Genomic DNA, 24210 nt, shown 5'->3' with positions numbered 1-24210 from the left:
CGGCTTGTCGGCGCGCGTTCACCGGTGGGGGCACCTCGACACGAAGGACCATTGCGGAATCACGTGTCATCACTTTAATGTGATGACACGCAACATCGGATTGCGTCTTGTGCTGGAGGGGTTCGTCGATATGCGTATTCACACGGTGGTGATCATCGGTAGCGGCTTCGGAGGTCAATGCGCCGCCAAAACCCTGCTCGACCGCGGTATCGACGACCTCGTCATTCTCGAGCGAAGGCCCTTTCTCGGTGGAACCTGGAAGCAGAATCGCTACCCGGGCGCGGCAGTCGACGTGCAGAGTCCCCTGTACTCCATTGCCTCCGAGCCGTTCGAGTGGTCGCGCATGTTCGCCGAGCGGGAGGAACTGGAGCGCTACACCCAGCACGTGCTCGAGTCCAACGGGCTGCCGCAACGCACACATGCCGCAACCGACGTTCAGAAGATCCAGTGGGTCGGCGATCACTGGCTGATCACCACGTCTCGCGGTGACTACGCAGCGAAGTTCGTCGTCAATGCATCCGGCCCGCTCAGCACCCCGGTGATCCCACCGTTCTCGGGTCGAGAGAAGTTCCGCGGCAAGCAGTTCCACACCAACGACTGGGACACTTCCTACGATCACGCCGGAAAACGGGTAGCCATCGTCGGTAGCGGTGCCAGCGCCGCACAGGTGATCCCCGCGATCCAGCCCGACGTCGAAGCGTTGCACGTCTTCCAGCGCACGCCACACTGGGTGATGCCGCGTCACGATCGCGAATTCACGCCGCTGCAACGAAAGTTGCTGCGATCCGAGCCCATTCGACGGCTGGTGCGAGCCGGCATCTACTGGAGTCTCGAGACCCGCATCATCGGATTCAAGTACTCGCGGCGGATGCTGAAAGCCGTTGCCCAGCGGACTGCCCTGAAGCACATCGAGTCTCAGGTTCCGGACTCCCAGCTTCGGGCGAAAGTCACCCCCGACTACACCATCGGGTGCAAGCGCGTGCTGCTCTCCAACACGCTGTATCCCGCACTGGGAGAAGCGAACGTGACCCTGCACGACAAGAACGACGGTATCGCCGAGATCACCGAAACCGGGATCGTGACCACCTCGGGGGAACACGTCGACGTCGACCTGCTGGTGTGGTCGACCGGATACGACGCCACCGACGGGGTCATCTCGTATCCGGTGATCGGGCGGGACGGCCGGGCGCTGTCCGAGGTCTGGGATCCCTACCCCCGCGCTTACCTCGGCACCACGATTCCCGGTTTCCCCAACCTGTTCGTGGTCACCGGACCGAACACCGGAATCGGGCACACCTCCGCCATCTTCCTCATCGAGGCGCAGATGGAGTACATCGTGCGAGCCGTCGACGCAGTTCAGCACGCGGGTGCAACCGCCATCGAGGTCACTGCCGCCGCCGAGCAGGAGTACACCGACACGATTCACCGCGAGATGGACGGCACCGTCTGGAAGGACGGCGGCTGCCACAGCTGGTACCAGTCGAAATCCGGGCATGTCGTCGCCATGTTCCCCGGCTTCAGCTTCACGTTCCGACGGTGGGCCAAGCGTTTTCGGCCGGAAGCCCATCACATCCATCGGTCGTCCACCGACGTGACGACGAAGGACGAGGTATCGGCATGAAGAATCATTCGGGCCAGGTAGCGCTGATAACCGGTGCGGCAGGCGGTATCGGCTCTGCTGTGGCGGCAGCACTGCATCGGCGCGGTGTCTCGATCGTTCTGGTCGACATGGAGTCGACCGATCTCGAATCGGTTGCTGCGAAGCTGGGCAACCAGCGCGTAGCGATCGCCCATGCCGACGTCACCGTGCGAGAGCAGCTCGACGCGGCCGTCGCCACCGCGATCGACACCTTCGGCTCGCTCGACATCGTGATGGCCAACGCCGGAATCTCCAGCGGTGCACAGGCATCGACCGTTCGGTCGATCGAGGACGGAGTGTTCGAGAGGGTCATCGGCGTCAACCTCGTCGGCGTGTGGAACACGGTGCGCGCCGTCCTTCCTCATATCGTCGAGTCCGGGGGCTACGTGCTGCTCACCTCGTCCACGTACGCCTACCTCAACGGTCTGGCGAACGCACCGTACGCGGCCTCGAAGGCGGCGGTGGAACAACTCGGTCGTGCTCTGCGTGCGGAACTCGCGGGCACGAAAGCGACAGCGGGAGTGCTGTATCCGGGGTGGGTGGCGACGCCGATCGCCGACGTTGCGTTCGGCGGCGACACCGTCGCGACGGCGATGACTGCCCGCGCCTTTCCCTCGCCACTGCTCCGCCCGATCACACCGGACAAGCTTGCCCGCGTGGCCGTACGAGGTATCGGACGCCGAGCGGCGCGCATCGCCGTACCCGGTCGCTGGATCCCGATCTCGATATTGCGCGGCATCGTCAACCCGATCATGGACGCCGCGATGGAGCGGGATGCCGAATTGATCCGTCTGACTGCCGAACTGGATGCCCGGCGGTCATGAGCACAGTGTCCGAAGCGGCCGGCCGCGCCTACGGCGGTGAGAGTGCGGCCGACCGCGACGATCGCAGGCGGCGGCAGCTGCTGGACGCGGGACTGCGGGTGTTCGGCAGCGTCGGGTACCGCGCCGCGACCGTCCGTGGACTGTGCCGTGAGGCCAAGATCGCCGATCGCCACTTCTATCAGTATTTCGACAAGACCGAGGATCTTCTGCTCGCCGTCTATGCCGAATGCATTGCACGCCTGACCGATTCGGTGTCCGACGCAATTGTGCAGGTGAATCGGGACGGTGATCTGAGGGCTGTCACCGAGCAGTTGCTCGACCCGTTCTTCCGGGTCGTCGAGGACCCGCACCTGGCCCGCGTGGTGTGGATGGAGGTGCTCGGCGTCAGCCCTCGCGTGGAGCAGACGTATCTGACGGTGATGCAGCAATTCGGCACCCTGCTGCTCGGCTACCTCCGCACGTTCGCCGGCGAGGTGCCGTCGGGCCCGGAGCTCGACGTGGACCTGCTCGCCACCGCTGCCATTGGTGCCATCAGCCACACCGCCATGACCTGGTACCAGAGCGACTACGCCGCGGATCGCCGCATCGTCGTCGCCACGATCGCGACCATGCTCGCCAATATCGTCGCGCCGCTGCAGACGTAGAGTCCGATCACCAACGTGGGCAGGTGTTCTCGAAGCTCGGATCGATGCTCTGCATGTATCCGGTGTCGTCGCGGTCACGAATTCCGCAGTCGAGGTACTGCTGATGCAGTGCCGCGAGTGCGTCCTCGTCGATCTCGATGCCCAGACCGGGTCCGGTGGGAACGGCCACTGCGCCGTCGACGAAGTTCAACACCCCCGGCACGACGACATCCTCGTTCTTCCAGGGCCAATGCGTGTCGCAGGCATAGGTCAAGTTCGGTGTCGCCGCTGCGAGATGAACCATGGCGGACAGACTGATTCCGAGGTGGCTGTTCGAGTGCATCGACAGTCCCATCTCGAACGTCTCGCAGATTCCGGCGAGCAACCTCGATCGCTGGAGTCCGCCCCAGTAATGGTGGTCGGACAACACCACCTGCACCGAATCCTTCACCACGGCAGGCTTCAGGTGATCGAAGGCAACGACACACATGTTCGTCGCCAGCGGCATCTTGGCTTCGCGCGCAACCTCGGCCATCCCGTCGAGCCCGGGTGTGGGATCTTCGAGATATTCGACGATGCCCTCGAGTTCGGCGGCTACCCGGATGGATGTGTCGACAGTCCAGGCGGCGTTGGGATCCAACCGCAACGGCAGCTCCGGGAACGCCTGCCGGAGCGCCTTGATTCCGGCGATCTCCTCGTCGGGCGCAAAGACGCCGCCCTTGACTTTGATTGCCCCGAAGCCGTACTCGTCGATCATCTTTCGGGCCTGACGAACCAATCCGTCCGGATCGATCGCCTCGCCCCATTCGTCGGGCTCCTGGCCGGGATGAGCTGCCCACTTGTAGAACAGATACGCACTGAACGGAACGGAGTCCCGAACCTTGCCGCCGAGCAGGTCGGACGCCGGTCGACCCAGGACCTTGCCCTGCACGTCCAGGCACGCGATCTCGAAGGGGGAGAACACCCGATCGGTGGTGCTGGCCGTGGTGATCATGCCTGCGACGCCGTCGCCGCCGGTGATCGACAGGGTTCCCAGGACGGCATCGATGGCATCTCGGATCTCGTTGAGCGCGAACACGTCCAGACCGGAGATGGCGGTGGAGGCCGCTTCCAGTCGAGCCAGATGAGCAGTGTCGGCGTACGTTTCACCGAGTCCGACGACACCGGCGTCGGTGTCCAGCTGAATGATCGCGCGGAGCGCATACGGCTGATGTACGCCGACGGTGTTGAGCAACGGAGGATCGACGAAGGCGATCGGTGTGATTCGAGCGCCGGTGATCAGTACCGGTTCTTGCATCAGTGCACCGCGAGCTCGTCTGCCAGCACGGCCCGGCCGGCGGCAACGATTGCGGTGAGTTCCTCGAGGTGCGGTGCGCTGATGTCCACCAGGGGTGGGCGAACCGGCCCTGCTTCGATGCCCTCCATCGTCACGCCGGCCTTGATGAGAGAGACGGCGTAGCCGGGAACCTTGTCGCGCAAGCGGACGAGCGGGTGGAAGAACTCGCGTAGCAGTGCGGCAGTAAGCTTGTCGTTTCCGCTGTCGAGAGAGCGGTAGAACGCCAGTGCCAGTTCGGGTGCGAACGCGAATGTCGCGGAGGAGTACAGCGTGACACCGATCGCTCGGTACGCCTGCTGGGAGACCTCGGCGGTGGGTAGTCCGTTGAAGAACTGGAAGGGCTTGCCCGACGGCTCCAGAGTGTCCAGTACCGCACGGACGATGCGGCCGACCTGATCGAGATCGCCGGTGCCATCCTTGAATCCGACGACGGTGGGAAGCTGTGCAACCTCGACGGCGGACTCCTCGGTGAAGCGAGCGTTGCCGCGGTTGTAGACGATCAGCGGCAGGTCCGATGCGGCGGCAACGGCCTTGGTGTAATTGACGAGACCGGCTTGCGGCATCGTCACCAGGTACGGCGGCAGCAACAGAATGCCGTCGGCTCCGTTGGTCTTCGCCGCGTGTGCGAATGCCTTTGCCTGCGCGACGGATCCGCCTGCACCGGCGTAGACAGGAACGCGGCCTGCGACGCTGTCGACTGCGGTACGGACGATGTTGCCGAACTCCTCGAGTTCGAGGGCGTGGAATTCGCCGGTGCCGCAGGCGATGAACACTCCACCGGGTCCCGCGTCGACACCCTTCGTGATGTGAGCGGCCAGGAGGTCGTAATCGACCTCACCGGATGCGGTGAACGGGGTGACGGGGAAGAACAGAACTCCGTCGAGCATGGGGGTCTCCTCGAGAACTAGGTGGGGTGCGTCAGTCTTGGGTGAGCTGGCCGTCGATGCGGCGGAAGATGCCGTCCGGATTTCCGTCCGCGATGGCGTTGGGCAACAACGATTGTGGTACGTCCTGGTAGGCGACCGGGCGCAGAAAGCGTTCGATCGCGAGCGATCCGACCGACGTGGTGCGGGAGTCCGAGGTCGCGGGGAACGGCCCGCCGTGCACCATGGCGTGGCCGACCTCGACACCGGTGGGCCATCCGTCGAACAGGATCCGGCCGGCCTTGAGTTCGAGCACCGAGAGCAGCTTTCCGGCCTCGGAATGATCGGATTCGTCGGCATGAATGGTGGCGGTGAGCTGACCTTCGAGCTGTGCCGCCACCCGCCGAACCTGCTGGGCATCTGCACAGCGCACGACGAGGCTCGACGCGCCGAACACCTCGGCCTGCGCTGCCTCCGAGGTGAGGAACGTGTCCGCATCGGTGTCGAACAGCGCTGCGCGGCAGGCATTCGGGGCGTCGGTGTCGGATCCCCGCGCTACCACCGTCACCGCGTCGGACAGTGTTCGCACACCCTCGGCGTAGCTCGAGGCGATGTTCGGCGTCAGCATCGTGGAGGGAGCGGATTCTTGCACTGCGGCGGCAGCGGCGTCGATGAACGACTGCAAGCCCGGGCCGTCGACGGCGATGACCAGACCGGGGTTGGTGCAGAACTGACCCGAGCCCATCGTCAGCGATGCGACGAACGCGCGGCCCAATTCGGCTCCACGGGTGGCGAGTGCACCGTCCATGACGAACACCGGATTGATGGAACTCATCTCGGCGTACACCGGGATGGGCTCACGACGACCCGCCGCTGCGGCGACGAGAGCTGTTCCACCCGAACGTGATCCGGTGAATCCGACGGCCTTGATGCGGGGGTCGGTGACCAGAGCGGTGCCGAGTCCGCGGCCGGAGCCGAACAGCAACGAGAATGTGCCGGAGGGCATTCCGGTGGAGACAACCGCGTCGGTGATGGCGCGGGCGACCAGCTCGGACGTTCCTGGATGGGCGTCGTGTGCCTTGACGATCACCGGGCAGCCGGCAGCGAGGGCGGACGCGGTGTCGCCGCCTGCGACGGAGAAGGCGAGGGGGAAGTTGCTGGCACCGAACACGGCAACCGGCCCGAGGGGGATCTTGCGCTGGCGGATGTCCGCCCGCGGCAGCGGGCTGCGCTCGGGCTGGGCCGGATCGATGCGGGCTCCGTTCCAACTGCCCTCGCGCAGAACCGAAGCGAACAGACGGAGTTGACCGGTGGTGCGGCCGACCTCGCCGGTGATGCGTGCCAGCGGCAGACCGGACTCGGCGACCGTACGCTCGATGAGCGTGTCGCCCAGGGCCGCGATGTTGTCGGCGATGGTCTCGAGAAACCGTGCGCGAGTGTCCGACGAGGTAGCGCGGTAGTCGGCGAAGGCGTCGGCCGCTGCGGCACAGGCCCGCTCGACATCCGAGTCGTCGCCGTGGCCGTAAGCGGGTTCGAGATTCTCTCCGGTACCGGGATCGATTCCGTGAATCTGCGTCCCGGCACCGAAAACCGGAACGCCGGCGATGATCATCCGACCGGTGAGGTCGGTGGACTGTGTCGTCGACGCTGTCATGGGGTGACTCCTAAGGCTGTGGTGCGGTACGTGCAGTGACGCCGAGGCCGTGACCTGGCTCATAGCTCACCACGGTAGGAGCCGGATCGATACATGTCCAAGTCTAAAAATGTTGTGTTTGATGCAGTCTCGGTATCGCCTCGCTGACCGTCTATTCGAGCGTGGATGCCGGTCCTCGATACCTCGACTGCATCAGTCGATGCGCAGATGGTGTTGGACGGGAATCGATAGCTGGCCCTACTGTCGTCTGTGAGCCGAATCACCAGAGGTATGCGAGAAAGGTCGGGCATGGTCGTCCACACCAGCACCCCCGTCGTCACCGAAATGCGTGTCATTCCCATTGCCGGTCACGACGACATGTTGCTGAACCTCAGCGGCGCGCACGCGCCGTATTTCACCCGCAATCTGGTGGTGCTCACCGACTCGGACGGGCGCACCGGCGTCGGCGAAGTGCCGGGCGGGGAGCCGATTCGACAGACGCTCGAGGACGCGCGCGTACTGGTCGAGGGGCAGAACATCGGCCGGTACAACGCGGTGCTGGCCGCAATGCGTCGCGCGTTCGCAGATCGTGATGCCGGTGGCCGCGGCGCGCAGACGTTCGATCTGCGGATCGCCATTCATGCGGTAACGGCAGTGGAATCGGCGTTGTTGGATCTGCTCGGTCAGCATCTCGGCGTCAGCGTCGCGGCGTTGCTGGGCGAAGGACAGCAGCGCGAGAAGGTGCAGGCGCTGGGCTACCTGTTCTTCGTCGCCGATCGCAACAAGACCGATCTCGCATACCGGAGCAGCGCCGACGAGGCGGCCGGAGCCGACGACTGGCTGCGGATCAGGCACGAGGAGGCGATGGATCCGGAGTCGATCGTGCGCCTCGCCGAGGCTGCGCAGGCACGCTACGGCTTCCAAGATTTCAAGCTCAAGGGTGGTGCACTGCCGGCAGCCGAGGAGGCCGCCGCTGTTCGTGCTCTGGCCGAGCGCTTTCCCGAGGCGCGAATCACGTTGGATCCCAACGGCGGCTGGTTGCTGAAGGATGCGATCGAGACCTGCCGAGGGCTGCGTGACGTGCTGGCGTACGCCGAGGATCCCGTCGGCCCCGAGGGTGGTTTCTCGGGCCGCGAGGTGATGACGGAGTTCAAGCGGGCCACCGGGTTACAGACCGCGACCAACATGATCGCGACGGACTGGCGCGAGATGGGCCACACCGTCCGGTCCGGTGCCGTGGACATCCCGCTGGCCGATCCACACTTCTGGACGATGGCCGGGTCCGTGCGCGTCGCGCAGCTCTGCGACGCGTGGGGCTTGACGTGGGGATCGCACTCCAACAACCACTTCGACGTCTCCCTGGCGATGTTCACGAACGTCGCTGCTGCAGCTCCCGGGAACATCACCGCCATCGACACCCACTGGATCTGGCAGGACGGGCAGCGAGTGACCATGGAGCCGTTCACGATCGAGGATGGCTACCTCACGGTGCCCGACAAGCCGGGTCTGGGTGTCGAACTCGACTTCGAGCAGATCGATGCGGCGCACGAGCTGTACCAGAAGGAAGGACTGGGGGCCCGAGACGACGCCATCGGCATGCAGTACCTGATCGAGGGCTGGACATTCGACAGCAAGCGCCCGGCCCTCGTTCGATGAGTTCTGGTTCGAAAAGTTCTGGTGCGTCGATGAAGATCGTCGTCGGTGACCGCAACGTCGTGCCGCATCGCGAGCAGTTCGAGGCGGGTCTACCGGCGAACGCCGAGGTGGTGTGGAGCGTTCCCTTCGACGAGCAGGACGTGATCGCCCATCTCCACGACGCCGACGTCTATGTCGGCGGCAAGTTCAGTGCGGCCATGGGCGCGGCTGCCCCGAGGCTGCGGATGGTTCACGTTGCCGGCGCCGGTACCGACAACGTGGATCGATCCGGAATGCGGCCCGATGTGCAGGTGTGCAACACCTTTCACCACGAGCAGTCGATTGCCGAATACGTCGTCGCGGCAACGGTGATGTTGCGACGAAAGTTCCTGGAGCAAGACCGCGCCCTCCGCTCGGGATTGTTTGCCACGTCCGTGTACGACCCGACCATCCCGCAGCCGTTGTCGCTGAGCGGTGCGCGGATCGGGTTCGTCGGGTTCGGACATATCGGCCGGCAGACCTGGCAGCTTTTTCGGGCATACGGGGCAACCGGTGCTGCCGTCACCGGGAGCGGTCGGGCTTCGGACGAGGGGCTCGAATGGGTTTCGGATGCAAAGGATTTGGGAAAGCTTGCCGAGTTCGCCGATGTACTCGTGGTTTCCGCACCGCTGAACGAGCACACCCGCGGCATGATCGGTGCCGAGGAACTGCGCAGGCTGGGAAGCGGAGGGATAGTCGTCAACGTCGGTCGAGGCCCGCTGATTCAGGAACAACCACTGTTCGACGCTCTGTCTCGCAACGAGATTGCCGCCGCCGCCATCGATGTCTGGTACAGCTACCCGGGGCCGGACGGGCGTGGTGAGCCCAGTTCCCTGCCGTTCCGCGAGCTGGAGAACGTGCTGATGACGCCGCACTCGTCGGGCGTCACGCATCACACGTTCGTCGGCCGGGTCGCCGACATCGCGTCGAACATCAATGCACTTGCCGTATCGATGGCCCGCTGAATTATGTTGGACGCGTAAGGAGCCCGAATTAGGCTGTGAGGCAACACCCTTCGCAAACACAGGAGATGTGAGATGACAACGTACATCGACAAGCCCTCGAGCGGACTCACCGCGCCCGATGCGGCGATTCGGGCCCTCGCATCCGGTGACGCGTCCGTCGACAGCATCTCCGAGGTGACGCTGTCCTCGATCGTGCTGCCGCTGCGCAATCCGATCAGCGACGCCAAGGTTCTCACCGGTCGACAGAAGGCGATGACCGAGGTGGTGTTTCTGTTCGTCGAGATCCGTACCGAACAGGGCCATGAGGGAATCGGTTTCAGCTATTCGAAGCGGGCGGGTGGGCCTGCCCAGTTCGCGCACGCCCAGGAGATCGCGCCGGTGCTCATCGGTGAGGACCCGAACGATATCGGCAAGGTCTGGACCAAGTTGGTGTGGGCCGGAGCGTCGGTCGGCCGCAGTGGCGTTGCGACACAGGCCATCGCTGCGATCGATATTGCCCTGTGGGATCTCAAAGCCAAGCGCGCCGGGTTACCGCTGGCGAAGCTGATCGGCGCGTCCCGCGATTCGGTGCAGACGTACAACACCTCCGGTGGATTTCTGCATACTCCGATCGAGGAGGTCATGGACAACGCGGCCGGGTCGCTCGCGAACGGAATCGGCGGTATCAAACTGAAGGTGGGCCAACCTGATTGGCGCACCGACATCTCCCGCGTCACCGCGGTACGCGAGTTTCTCGGTGACGACGTCCCGCTGATGGTCGACGCGAATCAACAGTGGGATCGTCCGACGGCGAACCGCATGTGCCGCATCCTCGAGCAGTTCGACCTCGTCTGGATCGAAGAACCGCTCGATGCCTACGACGCCGAGGGGCATGCGATGCTGGCCAGGAATTTCGACACCTCCATTGCGACGGGGGAGATGCTGGCCAGCGTCGGCGAGCATGTCCGCCTCCTCGAGGCCGGCGCGGTCGACATCCTGCAGCCCGACGCACCCCGCATCGGCGGCATCACCCAGTTCCTGAAATTGGCCGGGCTGGCCGAACACCACAACGTGCAGCTCGCCCCGCACTTTGCGATGGAGATTCATCTGCACCTCGCAGCGGTGTACCCACTGCAGACCTGGGTGGAGCACTTCGACTGGTTGGACCCATTGTTCGACGAGCACCTCGAGACGCGGGACGGCCGGATGCACCTGTCCGCTCGCCCGGGGCTGGGATTCACATTGAGCGAGCAGGGCCGGGCCTGGACGGTGGCGAAGGCAGTGGTGCGCTGACGTGGAGCGCTGACGTGCGCGGAAACTCGACCCCTGCTACGAAGTTCCGCGCACGTGCCGCGAAGCGGCTCGTCCCACCGGTACTGTCTGCCGGGTGACAGACGCTCACCAGGCATCACGACGGTTCGCGCTCTTCAGGCCGACGCCGGTCAGAGTGATGGCAACGGGTTTCGCGGTGGCCATACTCCTCGGTGCGGGCATCCTGATGGTTCCGGCGGCCACCGTGCCTGGAAACGACACCGGCATTCTGCAGGCGCTGTTCACGTCGACCTCGGCGGTGAGCCTGACGGGTCTGATCGTGGTGGACACCCCGGTGTACTGGTCGGGTCTCGGCCAGGGCGTCATTCTCGGCCTGATTCAGATCGGCGGGTTCGGGATCATGACGATCGCGTCCTTGGTCGGGTTGCTCCTGGCGGATCGGATCGGTCTTCGGGGCAGGTTGAATGCGGCAGCCGAGGTACGCACATCCGGGCTGGGCGACGTTCGAAGCGTCGTCGTGGGTGTGTTTCGTACCAGTCTGATCATCGAGGGCGTCGTCGCGCTCTGTCTGTCGGCGCGCTTCTTCTTCGGATACGACGAGCCCCTCGGCCGCGCGATCTGGCTGGGGATCTTCCATTCCGTGTCGGCGTTCAACAACGCAGGATTCGCGCTCTTCAGCGACAACATGATCGGGTTCGCCACCGACCCGTGGATCTGTGTGCCGTTGTTGATCGCGGTCGTGCTGGGCGGCATCGGGTTTCCGGTTCTGTTCGAGATCGCCCGTCGTATCCGATCGCGTGCCCGCGGCGTTCGTTCTCGCAAGCGCTGGACCTTGCACACCCGGATGACGTTGTCCGTCACCGCCGTTCTGTTGGTTCTCGGTCCGACGGTGGTGTTGCTTTTCGAGTGGTCGAGAACCCTGGGCGGATTCGGGTTCTGGGACAAGATGCTCGTCGCGACGTTCCAGGGCGTCATGCCCCGCACCGCAGGCTTCAACAGTGTCGATTACGCGGATGTGGACAACGCGACCCTCTTGATCACCGATGTCCTGATGTTCATCGGTGGTGGCAGCGGCGGTACGGCAGGCGGCATCAAGGTCACCACATTTGCCTTGCTGCTGTTCGTCATCGTGGCCGAAATCCGCGGTGACCGCGAGGTGACGGTGTTCGACCGTCGAATAGATCCTCGGGTGCAACGTCAGGCATTGACCGTCGCGTTGATCGGGGTGGCCCTCATCATGCTGCCGGTGGTGGCGCTGTTGGCCGGCACGAACTTCGACCTCGACGTGCTTCTCTTCGAGGTCGTCTCGGCATTCGCGACGGTGGGCCTGTCCACCGGAATCACCGCGCAGTTGCCGGGCTGGGGCCAGATGATTCTGATCGTCCTGATGTATCTGGGCCGCATCGGTTCCATCACTCTGGTCAGTGCTCTCGCCGCCCGCGACCGCGGTCGGCGCTACACGCTTCCCACGGAAAGGCCGTTCATTGGCTAGCAAACCGTCCTCCGACGTCGTCGTCGTTCTCGGTCTCGGCCGCTTCGGCAAGTCGCTGGCGCTGGAACTGATGAGCCAGGGAGTCGAGGTGCTCGGCGTCGACAGCGACGAGGCCGTAGTGCAACGCGTGGCAGACCGTTTGACGCATGCTGTGGTGGCCGATACCACCGACGAGGAGTCGTTGCGACAACTTTCGGTACACGAGTACGACCGCGCCGTCGTGGGCATCGGTTCCAATCTCGAAGCGAGCCTGCTCACCGCATCGGCTCTGGTGAATCTGTCGATGTCGACCATCTGGGCCAAGGCTCTGAGCAACGCGCACGCCAAGATTCTCAGCCAGATCGGCGTCCACCACGTCGTCAGGCCCGAGCACGACATGGGTAAGCGAGTAGCTCACCTGGTACGTGGTCGGATGATGGACTACATCGAGTTCGACGACGGCTTTGCCATGGCGAAGACGTCGCCCCCGGCCTCGCTGCTAGGAAAAACTCTGGGCGAGAGTGGAATTCGCACCAAGCACGGAGTGACCGTCGTTGCAGTCAAGCGTCCGGGTGAAGGGTTCACCTACGCCACGGCAGACACGGTGATCGGCGCAGGCGATACCGTCATCGTCTCCGGCCAGGTTCGAGACACCGAAAAATTCAGCGAGTCGACATGAGCGCCTCCAAGGTCGCGCGCGCACCGTTCTCCTGAAGTGACGCCAACTGTTTCGTGTACTCGGCGACAAAACGTTCGTTGTCGATCAGATCGCCGAACACTGCGCGATTGGCGATGAAGGCCGTCGGATGCTCTCGCTGACTCTGCGCGATCGGAACGAGTGAATCCTTCAGCTGATCGACGATGTCGATGGGCTCACCGGCCTCGTCGACTGCCTCGGCGTAGCGTGCCCAACTGGCAACGACTGCGGTGGAGCGAGTGATCTCACCGCCGCTCTCGAGATTCTTGCGGATTACGGGCAACAGCCACTTGGGAATTCGATCCGAGGACTCGGCGCACAGGCGGGCGACGGTGTCGCGGATTTCCGGGTTGGAGAACCGTTCGATGAGCGTGTGCTTGTATTCGGCGAGGTCGATGCCGGGAACGGGTTGCAACGTGGGCGTTGCTTCCTCGTCCATGTACGCGAGCAGGAACGCGGCGAACTGCGGGTCCTGACAGACTTCGTGCACCAGTCGAAAACCGCTGAGGTAGCCGAAATACGCGAGCGCCTGATGGCTGGCGTTGAGTAGGCGCAGCTTCATCAGCTCGTACGGCGTGACGTCGTCGACAACCTGAACTCCGACGTCCTCGAGAGGCGGTCGCCCCAGCGTGAAGTTGTCCTCGAGCACCCACTGTGTGAACGGCTCACCGGCTACGGGCCACTGATCGTCGATGGCGTAGCGGGCCGAGAGTTCCTCGATCACTTCCGGTGTCGTGACCGGAGTGATGCGGTCGACCATGGAGTTGGGGAACGCCCCTTCTGCGGCGATCCACTCTGCGAGAGCTGGATCCTTCAGGCGGGCGAAGGTGGTGAATGTCGATTGTGCGATGTGGCCGTTGCCTTCGATGTTGTCGCACGACATGATCGTGAACGGCTTCAGTCCGCGTTCCTTGCGCCGTGACAATGCCTCCACGACGAGCCCGAATGTGGTTGCCGGAACGGCCCCGTCCACGAGATCGGCGACGATGGCGGGGTTCTCGACGTCGAACTCGCCCGTCGTCGCGGAGAAGTTGTAGCCGCCCTCGGTGATCGTGAGAGAGACGATTCTCGTGGTCTCCGCGGCCATCTTCTCGATGACGGCCTCTGCGTCGTCGGGCGCGAAGAGATATTCGACGATGGATCCGATGACGCGGGTGTCCCAGGTGCCGTCGGAATGCTTGAGCGCCAACGTGTACAGGCAGTTCTGCGCCTCCATCACGTCCTTCATCCGGCGGTCTCCGGGAAGTACGCCCACTCCACAGATGCCCCACTCGGACCCTTGCCCCTGTTGCAACAGCCGGTCGATGTACATCGCCTGATGTGCTCGATGGAAGCCGCCGACACCGAAATGCACGATGCCCACGGTGACGTCGGAACGGTCGTAGGTGGGAACGGCCACGTCCTCGATGAAGTCGTCGAGATTGCGCGAGTTCAACTTCATACGTTCGTCTCCTTCGATGGGCTCTGGGAAAGACCGGGAATCACAACGGCTTTGATGCTGCCGGGTTGCTTGTCTGCATTCAAGGCATCCTCGACGCGATCGAGGCCGAAACGCGCGGTGACCATAGCATCGAGGTCGACGCGACCGGCCAGGACGAGCTCGCGCGCGATCGGCCACGTGTTGGCGTACCGAAACACGCCGGTGAGAACCAGTTCTCGGTTCTGAATCAGTGAGATGGGGAGCGGGTAATCCGAACCGCCCATGCCCACCAGTACGACGGTACCCGCCGGCCGCACAGCATGAATACCGTCGACGACTGCTCGAGCTGCACCCGATGCGTCGATGAACGCGTCCACCTCGAGCGCACGCACGTCCTCCACTGCTGGATCGAGCACCCGCGTCGCACCGAGTTTCGCGGCATTGTCACGTCGCGGTGCGTCGATGTCACTGACGATCACCTCGGTGGCACCGAAAGCACGGGCCACCTGGGCGGTGACGATGCCGACCGGACCTGCGCCGGCGATCAGCACGTTGGATCCGGCGGTGATTCCGGCCTTCTGCGCCGACGCGATACCGACCGACAGCGGCTCGAACAGTGCTGCGGCTTCGTCGGAGATCGAGTCGGGGACGTCGTGCGCGAACACCGACTGGATCAGCACGTACTCTGCCAGCGCGCCGTCGATCGGCGGCGTGGCGAAGAATTCCATGGCCGGGCACAGGTTGTAACGGCCGGCGCGCGACTGGGCGCTGGTGGGATCGGGACGCTGCGGTTCGATGGACACCCGCTGCCCGACGCGGGCGTCGGACACATCGGAGCCGACCGCCACGATTACACCGGCCGCCTCGTGACCGAGGACCAGCGGGCCGTCGACCACGTACTCGCCGATGCGTCCCTCCCGGTAGTAATGCGCATCGGACCCGCACACGCCGACGGCGGTGACCTGGACCAGCACCTCGTCGTGGGCGGGGGTCGGCACCGGCCGGTCCTCCATTCGTATCTCGTGCACGCCGGTGAGCACGCTGGCCTGCATGGACTGTGGCACGGGCCGCTGGATGCGAGGGGGTGTTGTGTAGATCACACCTTAATGTTAGCTTAGTGAGCAGATGAACACGAGCTGAGCATTTGCTCACTGGTCAGGGAGGCGTCATGGACGGATCGGAGCCCGGCGGGGCGAAGTCCGCGCGGTCGGGAGAAGATCTCCGGCTGGCTCTGCGCGCCGCCACCATGTACCACCTCGAAGGTGCGACGCAGGCCGAGATCGCCGTGAAGCTCGGCGTCTCGCGCCCGACTGCAGGACGGTTGGTCGCGCGGGCTCGTTCCCAGGGGCTCGTGACGATCGAGATCAACGTCCCCGACGATCTGCAGGGCACCGTGCATGCGGACGTCGAGCGTGAGCTCGAAGCGAAGTTCGGACTCACCGAGGTGTTGGTCGTCTCGGACGTCATCGACGGCACGGACACCGGCTACGGATCCCTCGGCCGAGCGGCAGCGACGTTGCTCTCGCGTCGACTCAAGGATCGCGACGTCCTGGGGTTCACCTGGGGCCCCGAAACGGTGGCGGTGGCGAGCTCGCTGAAGACCCGATCCACCAAATGTGCTGCGGTGGTACAACTCGACGGCTCCATCACCTCGGCCGACTATCAGACCGGTGTCGAGTACACACTCGGACGGTGCGCTGCGTACCTGCAAGCGACACCCATCAGGCTCAACGCGCCGCTGTACGCCGATCAGGCGACAGTCGTTGCGTTGGAGCAGGATTCCGTGATCTCTCGCGCCCTCAAAGCCGGGACCGATGCCGATGTGATGATGTACGGCATCGGTCCCGTTTCCACGTCCACCACCTTGTTCGAGGGCAGCTTCATCGACCTCGACGTGCTCGAAGAATTGCGCCGCCTCGGTGCAGTCGGCGAGATCGGCGGACGGTTCTACGACGCCGACGGCATCGATACCGGAGGATCACTCCCCGGCCGAACCGTGTCGGTGGGGCTCGACGCCATCAGGGCGTGTGATCGGGCTGTGCTCGTCACCGGTGGGCAACGTAAACACGAGGCGCTCCTCGGTGCTCTGCGCGGCGGACTGGCCTCGATCCTGGTGACCGACATCGAAAGTGCACGCTGGCTCGTTGCGCAAGCTCCTGCAACGGCGACCTCCAATGGAAAGGTATTTCAGTGAGGGTTTTACCGAAAGTGGCTGTCGCGGCTTCGCTTGCGACAACCTTGGTGCTGTCCGGCTGCGCCGGAGCCGGCTCGTTCGGTGGTGACGGTGCCGGCAAGACGATCACCGTCGCGATCGTCTCCAATTCACAGATGTCCGACGCCATTTCGCTCGCTCCGGAGTTCGAGGCGGAGAATCCCGGCATCAATCTGAAGTTCGTGTCGCTGTCGGAGAACGAGGCGCGGGCCAAGATCACCGCCTCGGTCGCCACCGGCGGCGGCGAGTTCGACGTGGTGATGATCAGCAACTTCGAGACCCCGCAGTGGGCCGAGAACGGCTGGCTGACCAACCTGTCCGAGTATGCCGACGCAACACCGGGCTACGACGAGGACGACTTCATTCCCACCCTGAAGGAGTCGCTGTCGTACGAGGGGAGCATGTACTCGGTGCCGTTCTACGGCGAATCCTCCTTCCTGATGTACCGGAAGGACCTGATGGAGGCTGCCGGCATCACCATGCCGGAGGAGCCCACCTGGCAGGAAGTCGCCGACGCCGCCGCGAAGCTCGACAGCCCGGACGTATCGGGAATCTGTTTGCGCGGCAAGCCCGGTTGGGGTGAAGTACTCGCCCCGTTGGATACCGTCATCAACGCATTCGGTGGCCGGTGGTTCGACGAGAACTGGAACGCACAGCTCAACAGCCCAGAGGTGGAACAGGCCGTTCAGTTCTACGTCGACCTGGTACGTGAGCACGGTCAGGCAGGCGCAGCGACGAGCGGTTTCAGCGAATGCGGAACGCAACTGTCGCAGGGAAATACGGCAATGTGGTACGACGCCACATCTGCAGTGTCGGTCCTCGAAGACCCGACGTCGTCGAACGTCGTCGGCAAGATCGGATACGCCAAGGCACCGTCGGCCGCCAAGGGCGACAACGGGTGGCTGTACTCCTGGGCCCTCGGTATCCCGAAGACGTCCGAGAATCCGGACGACGCCTGGAAGTTCGTCTCGTGGATGACCAGCAAGGAATACCTGAACAAGGTCGGCAACGAATTGGGTTGGGAGCGAGTGCCTCCCGGCAGCCGTCTGTCGACCTACCAGATTCCCGAATACGAGGAGGCGTCCGCTGCGTACGGTCAGGTCACCCTCGATTCGATCAACGGCGCGGATCCGAACAATCCCACGGTGGATCCGGTTCCGTACACCGGAGTGCAGTTCCTGACCATCCCCGAGTTCCAGGACCTCGGAACCCGTGTCAGTCAACAGATCAGCGCCGCAGTAGCAGGACGAATCAGCGTCCACGACGCGCTCGAACAAGCGCAGCAATACGCCGAAGTGGTCGGTAAGACGTACCAGGAGGACCAGGGATGACCACCACCGCAACACGATCGGCGCAGGCCGATTCCGAGGAGTTCGTACCGAGACCGAGGACGATCTCCAAGGCCGAAGGGTGGCGTCGCCGCGGCCCGCTGCTGCCGGCCATGGTGTTCGCCATTCTCGTCACCCAGGTTCCGTTCCTTTTCACGCTGTACTACTCGACGCAGTCGTGGAACCTGGTCCGACCGGGTTCGCAGAAGTTCAACTGGCTCAACAACTATGTCGCTGTCTTCCAGGACAGTCAGTTCCGCGAGGTCGCCCTCAACACGGTGATCATGATCGTCGGAACCGTCATCATCTCGGTGGTTCTCGGGTTGTTCCTGGCTCTGCTGTTGGACCGGAAGTTCATCGGCCGCAGCCTGATTCGCACCCTACTGATCACCCCGTTCCTCATCACCCCGGTTGCCGGCGCGTTGATCTGGAAGACCACGATGTTCGATCCCGTCTTCGGCCTGATCAACTTCGCGCTGAGTCCGTTCGGTGTCGATCAGATCGACTGGGTCTCGCGCTACCCATTGCCCGCCGTCATGGCGAACCTGATCTGGCAGTGGACCCCGTTCATGATGCTGCTGATCCTTGCCGGCCTGCAGTCGATGCCGAAGGACATCGCCGAGGCCGCACGGGTCGATGGTGCGGGTCCGGTCAAGCTGTTCCGTGAGTTGACGTTGCCGCATCTGCGTCGATTCATCGAGCTCGGTGCGGTGCTCGGGGCCATCTATCTGGTCAACACCTTCGACGCGGTCTACATGATGACCTCCGGCGGACCGGGTGTGGCGAGCGCGAACCTGCCGTTCTACATCTACCAGCGAGCGTTCCTCGGCTTCGACATCGGCCAGGCCGCGGCCATGGGCGTCGTCACCGTCGTGGCCACCATCATCGTCAGCACCCTGGCGCTGAGACTGATCTTCAAGAGCTTCAGCGGAACCGAGGAGGCTGCGTGATGAGTACCGCAACTGTAGACAAGACAACTACTTCCGCGCCGATCAAGCGCAAGAGCAAGTGGGGCCCGGGTTCCATCTGGTCCTTCGTCGCCTGGGTCGCAGGCATCGCGTTCTTCTTCCCGGTGCTGTGGATGGTCCTCACCGGTTTCAAGCAGGAGGCCGACGCCTACTCCGACCCGCCCAAGCTGTTCTTCACACCTACCCTCGATCAGTATCGAGGGGTCCTGGAGAGCGGCATCGGCACGACGTTGCTGAACTCGGCGTTCGCGACCGTCGTCTCGACGATCTTTGTTCTGCTGCTGGGTGTTCCGGCTGCCTTCGCGCTGTCGCTGCGACCGGTCAAGAAGACGAAGGACGTGCTGTTCTTCTTCATCTCCACCAAGATGCTGCCCGTCGTCGCCGCGATCGTCCCGCTGTACGTCATCGTCGGTGACATCGGAATGCTCGACAACATCTGGACTTTGGTCGTGCTGTACACCGCGATGAATCTTCCGATCGCCGTGTGGATGATGCGATCGTTCTTCCTCGAAGTGCCGAGCGAGCTGCTCGAAGCCGCGAGTATGGACGGCGCGTCACTGTGGACCTCGGTACGTGAGGTGATCCTGCCGCTGGTTTCGCCCGGCATCGCGGCCACGTCGTTGATCTGTGTCATCTTCTCGTGGAATGAATTCTTCTTCGCAGTCAACCTCACTGCCGTTCAGGCCCAGACGATTCCGGTGTACCTCGTCGGATTCATCACCGGTCAGGGTCTGTACTGGGCCCAGCTTTCCGCAGCTGCGACGTTCGCAGCACTTCCCGTCGTCCTTGCCGGATGGTTCGCGCAGAACAAGCTCGTGCGCGGCCTGTCCTTCGGCGCAATCAAGTAGGAGAAAGTCTCATGGCTGCAATCACGTACAAGAAGGCATCCTGCGTCTACGAAGGTGCCGACAAGCTCGCCGTCGATTCACTCGACCTCGACATCCAGGACGGCGAATTCGTCGTGCTGGTCGGGCCTTCCGGCTCCGGCAAGTCCACTGCTCTGCGGATGCTCGCCGGTCTCGAGGAGATCGACGGTGGTGCCATCGAGATCGGTGGCAAGAACATGGTGGGTGTGCCGTCGAAGGACCGCGACATCGCGATGGTGTTCCAGAACTACGCCCTGTACCCCAACAAGACCGTCGGGGAGAACATGGGTTTCGCCCTGAAGATGCGTGGTGTGTCCCTCGAGGAGCGCACGAAGAAGGTGGCCGAGGCCGCAAAGATCCTCGACCTCACCGAGTACCTGGATCGCAAGCCCGGCAAGCTCTCGGGTGGTCAGCGTCAGCGAGTTGCCATGGGGCGTGCCATCGTTCGTGAGCCGCAGGTGTTCTGCATGGACGAGCCCCTGTCCAACCTCGACGCGAAACTGCGAGTCCAGACGCGAACGCAGATCGCGGCGTTACAGCGTCGACTCGGCACCACGACGGTCTACGTCACGCACGACCAGGTCGAGGCCATGACGATGGGTGATCGCGTTGCCGTGTTGCGCGGTGGCAAACTGCAGCAGTTCGCCTCTCCCACAGACCTGTACGACAACCCCGTCAACGCATTCGTCGCCGGCTTCATCGGCTCGCCTGCAATGAACCTGATGACGGTTCCCATCGGCTCGGGTGGCGTTCAGATCGGCAGCTTCCTGCTTCCCCTCGAACGCGACGAGCTGACCAAGCTCGCCGGCCTCGGCCTCGACAACGTCACCGTCGGGCTACGCCCGGAGCAGCTCGGCATCGTGCACGGCGGCGGCGAAGGCTTCGAGGGCAAGGTGGATCTGATCGAGGAACTCGGCAGCGAGTCCTACCTCTACGCGCACCTCGACGACCCGAAGGTCAAGGGGCTCGACGGCGGGCCGGTCTCACTCGTCGCCCGCTCGGCCGTCCGAGCTCCGGCCAAGATCGGCGAGAGCATCGGGCTGACGCGACTCGACGGTGCGATCCACCTCTTCCACCCTGAGACGGGGGAGCGCATCTAACGCGGTTGGTACGGGGCTTTTCTCGACAGGATCAGTGCCGTCAGAAGCGCGGCGCCCCAGAGCAGGAAGATGCCGTCGAAGAACAGGTGACCGTACTTGACTGATCGGTTCTCGTCCGAGACGACCAACCCGATCACCGCTCCCATGAACGACGCACCGCCCCAGACAATTAGCAGTACAGAGCCGGGCCAGGATATGCCGAAGATCAATGATGGCACCCTCGTCCGGTTCTGTGCTGCCAGGCGCGGCCGGTTCAGATAGGCGAGGGCCGGAAGAATTGCTGCGGCGAGTTTGACGAGGGCAAGCACCAGCAGTGCCGTTCGTGCCGTTGCCGGTTCGGAGTCGGCCCACTCCGTGGCGAAGGCACCGACAGTGTCGAGCATCCATCGACCACCCGCAGCCCAATAGGCGGAGAACGCGGCGTGAATGATCCCCAGTACGCACGCGATCGCAAAGAATCGGATGGCCACGGTGATCGAGGCTAGCCGAGTTGCCACCCCCGTTCAGGGGTAGCGAGGAATTGTTGATCTCCCCTACCGTGGCGGTGATGGGCATCACAGGCGCAGGAGGAAACATGGTCGACTCGGCATATACGGCATTCAGAAACGCACGCGATCTCTTGCTCGACACCTACGGCGATTACGACCGTGCGGTAGCGACTTTCGAATGGCCGTCGTTCGGCGAGACGTTCAACTGGGCCATCGACTGGTTCGACGCGATTGCCCGTGGCAACGACGGCATCGCGTTGTGGATCGTCGAAGAGGACGGCAGCGAGGCCAAATACAGTTTCGACGACATGGCGCGTCGCTCCGATCAGGTGGCTCGTTGGCTCGAATTGCAGGGAATCGGCCGCGGCGACTCGGTGATCCTGATGCTGGGCAACCAGGTGGAACTCTGGGAGTCGATGCTCGCGGTGATGAAGCTCGGAGCGGTCTTGATGCCGACGACCACGGCCATCGGGCCCGCCGACCTGACCGACCGAGTGGTGCGCGGCAATGCTCGCGCCGTGATCGTGAACCCCTCTGACACCGGCAAATTCGACGACGTGCCCGGAGACTATCTGCGAATCGCCACTACCGCCCACGACGGTTGGGTCGACTATTCGGATGCCCGCTCCGTCGAGGCCAGGCCGTTCGAGTCCGTCACCGCACCCACCGACCGCCTGCTGATGTACTTCACCTCCGGTACCACCAGCAAGCCGAAACTCGTCGAGCACACTCAGATCTCCTATCCCGCTGGGCATCTGAGCACGATGTACTTCCTCGGACTACGCCCGGGCGACGTGCACCTGAACATCAGCTCGCCGGGCTGGGCCAAGCATGCGTGGAGCTGCTTCTTCGCACCGTGGATCGCCGAGGCGACCATCTTCATCTACAACTACGGCAAGTTCGACGCGAAGGCATTGCTCGAGCAGATCCGCCGGGCCGAGGTGACGACGTTCTGCGCGCCACCGACCGTGTGGCGCATGCTGATTCAGGCAGACCTTGCCGGCGGAGGTGGTTCACTGCGTGAGGCAATCGGTGCCGGTGAGCCGCTCAACCCAGAGGTGATCTCGCGGGTGCAGCAGGACTGGGGCCTGAACATCAGGGACGGCTTCGGCCAGACCGAAACCACTGCGCTGGTTGCCAATACGCCGGGTGCGGTGCTGAAGTCCGGATCGATGGGCCGGCCACTGCCCGGCGTCCCCGTGGTGATCGTCGACCCCACCACCGGCGAACTGGCCGACGAGGGCGAAATCTGCCTCGACCTGGCGCAGCAGCCGTTCAACCTGATGACCGGCTATCTCGGCGACCCCGAACGCAACGCTGCCGTCATGGCCGACGGTTACTACCACACCGGTGACGTCGCATCGCGGGACTCCGAGGGCTACATCACCTACGTCGGCCGCACCGACGACGTGTTCAAGGCCTCGGACTACAAGATCTCCCCGTTCGAGCTCGAAAGCGTGCTGATCGAACACCCCGCGGTGGCCGAGGCGGCCGTCGTTCCGGCTCCCGACGAGACGCGGTTGGCCGTCCCCAAGGCGTACGTTGCACTCGCAGCTGGCTGGGAACCCAACGAAGACACGGCATTCGAGATCCTGAAGTACGCCCGCGAGCACCTGGCCCCGTTCCTGCGAGTTCGGCGTATCGAGTTCTTCGAGCTACCGAAAACTATTTCGGGCAAGATCCGCCGCGTGGAGTTGCGCGCCCGTGAGGACGCGGCCGTCGGACCACTGGACAGCGAGTGGCGTGACGACCAGTTCCCTGCGCTGAAGAGGTGACGTGAGCGCCCACTATTCGCTGCTGGAGGCGGGATCCCGATTCTGGACGCGAATTGTGGACACTCAGATCAGTTGTGGGTGGGGCCGGCAGGGTCGGTTGTCGTAGGTGACGTGAGCGCCCACTATTGGCTGCTCGCGACGGGATCCCGATTCTCGAGGCGAATTGTGGACGCTGAGCTCAGTTGTGGGTGGGGCCGGCAGGGTCGGTTGTCGTGGGTGAGGTGAGCGCCCACTATTCGCGGTGGGAGCCGGGATCCCGATCCTGGACGCGACTTGTGGACACTCAGCTCAGTTGCTCCAGAACCGCTCGAGGAAATCGAGCACCTCGGCCGATGCGGCCATCGTCGTCGCATGGTCGAATCCGGGAACGATGTGCAGTTCGGAGTCGGGCGCCAGGGCGGCTGCGGCACGGGTGTCTTCGAGCCGGGTTCGATCCTCGCTGCCGACGTAGAACAGCGACGGTTGGGTGAAGTGCTGCAGGACCTCGTCGGGTAGGCCGGGATCGGCGTCGGACGCTCGGATGTACGCGGCCATGGCCTGAGCATCGTTGGCGGAGAACACCGCTCGTGTTCCTGGGTCGATGGGGAACATGCGGTGCTCGTTCCATGCCTCGAGGAACCCGTCCATGCCGCTGCGCTCCAACACGTCCGCGCAGCCCGGGAAGAACAGCCTGTCGAACGCTCCCGCCTGAGCGCCGTGACTACCGCCGCCCACCGCGAGTGAACGCACGCGTTCGGGCCTCGCCGCCGTCAACGCGAGACCGGCCCGCGCACCGAACGAATAGCCGAGATAGTCGACGGTCGGAGCGCCGACCGCGTCGAGAACCGCCGTCAGATCTCCGACGATATTGGCCATGGCATAGGCGTCGGGAGTATGGGGCTTCTCGCTGCGGCCATGACCGCGACTGTCGACCAGTATGAGCTGCCGAGTCCCGCGCAACGCCTTCACATATCCGAACGTCCGCCAAATCGTGTGCGTCAGGAAACTGCCGTGCACCATCAACAACGGTGGCCCGGACCCCACCACCGTGTATGCGATTTGCGTCCCATCATCTGCATTCGAGGCGTATTCCACTCC

Annotated in this window: 21 protein-coding genes; 14 read left to right on the top strand and 7 right to left on the bottom strand. The window is 63.8% G+C overall.

Going from position 1 to position 24210, the window contains the following annotated elements:
- The first annotated feature begins 82 nt into the window (after nt 1-82).
- The 3 genes from ASH04_RS20885 to ASH04_RS20875 are packed head-to-tail and all read left to right on the top strand — an operon-like array spanning nt 83 to nt 3107.
- Complete coding sequence (locus ASH04_RS20885) at nt 83-1621, top strand: flavin-containing monooxygenase (RefSeq protein WP_235580057.1); 1539 nt, start codon at nt 83-85, stop codon at nt 1619-1621.
- On the top strand, nt 1618-2463 hold the full coding sequence (locus tag ASH04_RS20880; protein ID WP_057474428.1) for an SDR family NAD(P)-dependent oxidoreductase: 846 nt from the start codon (nt 1618-1620) through the stop codon (nt 2461-2463). Before ASH04_RS20885 ends, ASH04_RS20880 begins: the two co-directional genes overlap by 4 nt.
- On the top strand, nt 2460-3107 hold the full coding sequence (locus tag ASH04_RS20875; RefSeq protein ID WP_032406033.1) for a TetR/AcrR family transcriptional regulator: 648 nt from the start codon (nt 2460-2462) through the stop codon (nt 3105-3107). Before ASH04_RS20880 ends, ASH04_RS20875 begins: the two co-directional genes overlap by 4 nt.
- A 7-nt stretch (nt 3108-3114) precedes the next feature.
- Here ASH04_RS20875 and ASH04_RS20870 read toward each other — a convergent pair whose 3' ends face one another.
- From ASH04_RS20870 to ASH04_RS20860, 3 genes are read right to left on the bottom strand one after another with little or no spacing between them, the layout of a single operon-like run.
- Nucleotides 3115-4383 (bottom strand): glucarate dehydratase family protein, encoded by a 1269-nt coding sequence (locus ASH04_RS20870; protein ID WP_057474427.1) that lies wholly within the window; start codon nt 4381-4383, stop codon nt 3115-3117.
- Nucleotides 4383-5309: a 5-dehydro-4-deoxyglucarate dehydratase gene (locus ASH04_RS20865; RefSeq protein WP_057474426.1), complete on the bottom strand. Its 927-nt coding sequence runs from the start codon at nt 5307-5309 to the stop codon at nt 4383-4385. The genes ASH04_RS20870 and ASH04_RS20865 overlap by 1 nt, the downstream gene beginning before the upstream one ends.
- A gap of 31 nt (nt 5310-5340) precedes the next feature.
- Nucleotides 5341-6939: an aldehyde dehydrogenase (NADP(+)) gene (locus ASH04_RS20860; RefSeq protein ID WP_057474425.1), complete on the bottom strand. Its 1599-nt coding sequence runs from the start codon at nt 6937-6939 to the stop codon at nt 5341-5343.
- A 288-nt stretch (nt 6940-7227) separates the two neighbouring features.
- Between ASH04_RS20860 and ASH04_RS20855 the strand changes: the two genes are divergently transcribed.
- The 5 genes from ASH04_RS20855 to ASH04_RS20835 all read left to right on the top strand — a co-directional run bounded on the left by ASH04_RS20855 (nt 7228) and on the right by ASH04_RS20835 (nt 12958).
- A complete protein-coding gene (locus ASH04_RS20855; protein WP_057474424.1) occupies nt 7228-8574 on the top strand; it encodes an enolase C-terminal domain-like protein in 1347 nt (448 codons plus the stop codon).
- Nucleotides 8575-8603: 29 nt separating this feature from the next.
- Nucleotides 8604-9557: a 2-hydroxyacid dehydrogenase gene (locus ASH04_RS20850; RefSeq protein ID WP_027495320.1), complete on the top strand. Its 954-nt coding sequence runs from the start codon at nt 8604-8606 to the stop codon at nt 9555-9557.
- A gap of 72 nt (nt 9558-9629) precedes the next feature.
- Nucleotides 9630-10829, top strand: coding sequence for an L-talarate/galactarate dehydratase (locus ASH04_RS20845; protein WP_032369519.1), 1200 nt, complete (start codon nt 9630-9632; stop codon nt 10827-10829).
- Nucleotides 10830-10986: 157 nt separating this feature from the next.
- Entirely contained in the window at nt 10987-12300 is a 1314-nt protein-coding gene (locus tag ASH04_RS20840; protein ID WP_057474423.1) for a TrkH family potassium uptake protein, read from the top strand.
- The gene (locus ASH04_RS20835; protein ID WP_032406038.1) at nt 12293-12958 is read left to right on the top strand and encodes a potassium channel family protein; all 666 of its coding nucleotides are present in this window, start codon (nt 12293-12295) and stop codon (nt 12956-12958) included. Before ASH04_RS20840 ends, ASH04_RS20835 begins: the two co-directional genes overlap by 8 nt.
- Here ASH04_RS20835 and ASH04_RS20830 read toward each other — a convergent pair.
- Nucleotides 12942-14417 carry a mannitol dehydrogenase family protein gene (locus ASH04_RS20830; RefSeq protein ID WP_057474422.1) on the bottom strand — a complete coding sequence of 492 codons (1476 nt, stop codon included), beginning with the start codon at nt 14415-14417 and terminating at the stop codon, nt 12942-12944. The two genes, ASH04_RS20835 and ASH04_RS20830, sit on opposite strands and share 17 nt — an antisense overlap.
- Nucleotides 14414-15448, bottom strand: a complete 1035-nt coding sequence (locus tag ASH04_RS20825; RefSeq protein WP_057474421.1) for an NAD(P)-dependent alcohol dehydrogenase — start codon at nt 15446-15448, stop codon at nt 14414-14416. The genes ASH04_RS20830 and ASH04_RS20825 overlap by 4 nt, the downstream gene beginning before the upstream one ends.
- A gap of 116 nt (nt 15449-15564) precedes the next feature.
- Between ASH04_RS20825 and ASH04_RS20820 the strand changes: the two genes are divergently transcribed.
- The 5 genes from ASH04_RS20820 to ASH04_RS20800 are packed head-to-tail and all read left to right on the top strand — an operon-like array spanning nt 15565 to nt 20870.
- Entirely contained in the window at nt 15565-16590 is a 1026-nt protein-coding gene (locus ASH04_RS20820) for a sugar-binding transcriptional regulator (protein ID WP_032367122.1), read from the top strand.
- Entirely contained in the window at nt 16587-17939 is a 1353-nt protein-coding gene (locus ASH04_RS20815) for an ABC transporter substrate-binding protein (RefSeq protein ID WP_442971210.1), read from the top strand. The genes ASH04_RS20820 and ASH04_RS20815 overlap by 4 nt, the downstream gene beginning before the upstream one ends.
- Entirely contained in the window at nt 17936-18886 is a 951-nt protein-coding gene (locus tag ASH04_RS20810) for a carbohydrate ABC transporter permease (protein ID WP_032367121.1), read from the top strand. The genes ASH04_RS20815 and ASH04_RS20810 overlap by 4 nt, the downstream gene beginning before the upstream one ends.
- Complete coding sequence (locus ASH04_RS20805) at nt 18886-19752, top strand: carbohydrate ABC transporter permease (RefSeq protein WP_027495337.1); 867 nt, start codon at nt 18886-18888, stop codon at nt 19750-19752. The genes ASH04_RS20810 and ASH04_RS20805 overlap by 1 nt, the downstream gene beginning before the upstream one ends.
- A gap of 11 nt (nt 19753-19763) precedes the next feature.
- Nucleotides 19764-20870, top strand: a complete 1107-nt coding sequence (locus ASH04_RS20800) for an ABC transporter ATP-binding protein (RefSeq protein ID WP_057474419.1) — start codon at nt 19764-19766, stop codon at nt 20868-20870.
- Here the strand turns inward: ASH04_RS20800 and ASH04_RS20795 are convergent.
- Nucleotides 20867-21340 carry a DUF3995 domain-containing protein gene (locus ASH04_RS20795; protein ID WP_052053594.1) on the bottom strand — a complete coding sequence of 158 codons (474 nt, stop codon included), beginning with the start codon at nt 21338-21340 and terminating at the stop codon, nt 20867-20869. The two genes, ASH04_RS20800 and ASH04_RS20795, sit on opposite strands and share 4 nt — an antisense overlap.
- Before the next feature lie 77 nt (nt 21341-21417).
- Here ASH04_RS20795 and ASH04_RS20790 point away from each other — a divergent pair, with 77 nt between their 5' ends.
- A complete protein-coding gene (locus ASH04_RS20790) occupies nt 21418-23133 on the top strand; it encodes an AMP-binding protein (protein WP_374758033.1) in 1716 nt (571 codons plus the stop codon).
- Between the two features lie 288 nt (nt 23134-23421).
- Here the strand turns inward: ASH04_RS20790 and ASH04_RS20785 are convergent, their stop codons facing one another.
- Nucleotides 23422-24207 (bottom strand): alpha/beta fold hydrolase, encoded by a 786-nt coding sequence (locus ASH04_RS20785; protein ID WP_057474623.1) that lies wholly within the window; start codon nt 24205-24207, stop codon nt 23422-23424.
- Between the last annotated feature and the right edge of the window lie 3 nt (nt 24208-24210).

The sequence above is a fragment of the Rhodococcus sp. Leaf233 genome, assembly GCF_001426165.1.
GTDB classification, from domain to species: domain Bacteria; phylum Actinomycetota; class Actinomycetes; order Mycobacteriales; family Mycobacteriaceae; genus Rhodococcoides; species Rhodococcoides fascians.
Note: the sequence above shows the minus strand (reverse complement) of the source record. Positions and strands in the feature narration are given on the sequence as shown.

Excerpts from the sequence above, each read along its gene's own strand:
- ASH04_RS20825 (WP_057474421.1), bottom strand. The coding sequence starts at position 15,448 with ATGCAGGCCAGCGTGCTCACCGGCGTGCACGAGATACGAATGGAGGAC.
- ASH04_RS20790 (WP_374758033.1), top strand. The coding sequence starts at position 21,418 with ATGGGCATCACAGGCGCAGGAGGAAACATGGTCGACTCGGCATATACG.
- ASH04_RS20845 (WP_032369519.1), top strand. The coding sequence starts at position 9,630 with ATGACAACGTACATCGACAAGCCCTCGAGCGGACTCACCGCGCCCGAT.
- ASH04_RS20865 (WP_057474426.1), bottom strand. The coding sequence starts at position 5,309 with ATGCTCGACGGAGTTCTGTTCTTCCCCGTCACCCCGTTCACCGCATCC.
- ASH04_RS20850 (WP_027495320.1), top strand. The coding sequence starts at position 8,604 with ATGAAGATCGTCGTCGGTGACCGCAACGTCGTGCCGCATCGCGAGCAG.
- ASH04_RS20840 (WP_057474423.1), top strand. The coding sequence starts at position 10,987 with ATGGCAACGGGTTTCGCGGTGGCCATACTCCTCGGTGCGGGCATCCTG.
- ASH04_RS20800 (WP_057474419.1), top strand. The coding sequence starts at position 19,764 with ATGGCTGCAATCACGTACAAGAAGGCATCCTGCGTCTACGAAGGTGCC.
- ASH04_RS20870 (WP_057474427.1), bottom strand. The coding sequence starts at position 4,383 with ATGCAAGAACCGGTACTGATCACCGGCGCTCGAATCACACCGATCGCC.
- ASH04_RS20860 (WP_057474425.1), bottom strand. The coding sequence starts at position 6,939 with ATGACAGCGTCGACGACACAGTCCACCGACCTCACCGGTCGGATGATC.
- ASH04_RS20880 (WP_057474428.1), top strand. The coding sequence starts at position 1,618 with ATGAAGAATCATTCGGGCCAGGTAGCGCTGATAACCGGTGCGGCAGGC.
- ASH04_RS20810 (WP_032367121.1), top strand. The coding sequence starts at position 17,936 with ATGACCACCACCGCAACACGATCGGCGCAGGCCGATTCCGAGGAGTTC.
- ASH04_RS20830 (WP_057474422.1), bottom strand. The coding sequence starts at position 14,417 with ATGAAGTTGAACTCGCGCAATCTCGACGACTTCATCGAGGACGTGGCC.
- ASH04_RS20820 (WP_032367122.1), top strand. The coding sequence starts at position 15,565 with ATGGACGGATCGGAGCCCGGCGGGGCGAAGTCCGCGCGGTCGGGAGAA.
- ASH04_RS20805 (WP_027495337.1), top strand. The coding sequence starts at position 18,886 with ATGAGTACCGCAACTGTAGACAAGACAACTACTTCCGCGCCGATCAAG.
- ASH04_RS20875 (WP_032406033.1), top strand. The coding sequence starts at position 2,460 with ATGAGCACAGTGTCCGAAGCGGCCGGCCGCGCCTACGGCGGTGAGAGT.
- ASH04_RS20855 (WP_057474424.1), top strand. The coding sequence starts at position 7,228 with ATGGTCGTCCACACCAGCACCCCCGTCGTCACCGAAATGCGTGTCATT.
- ASH04_RS20885 (WP_235580057.1), top strand. The coding sequence starts at position 83 with ATGACACGCAACATCGGATTGCGTCTTGTGCTGGAGGGGTTCGTCGAT.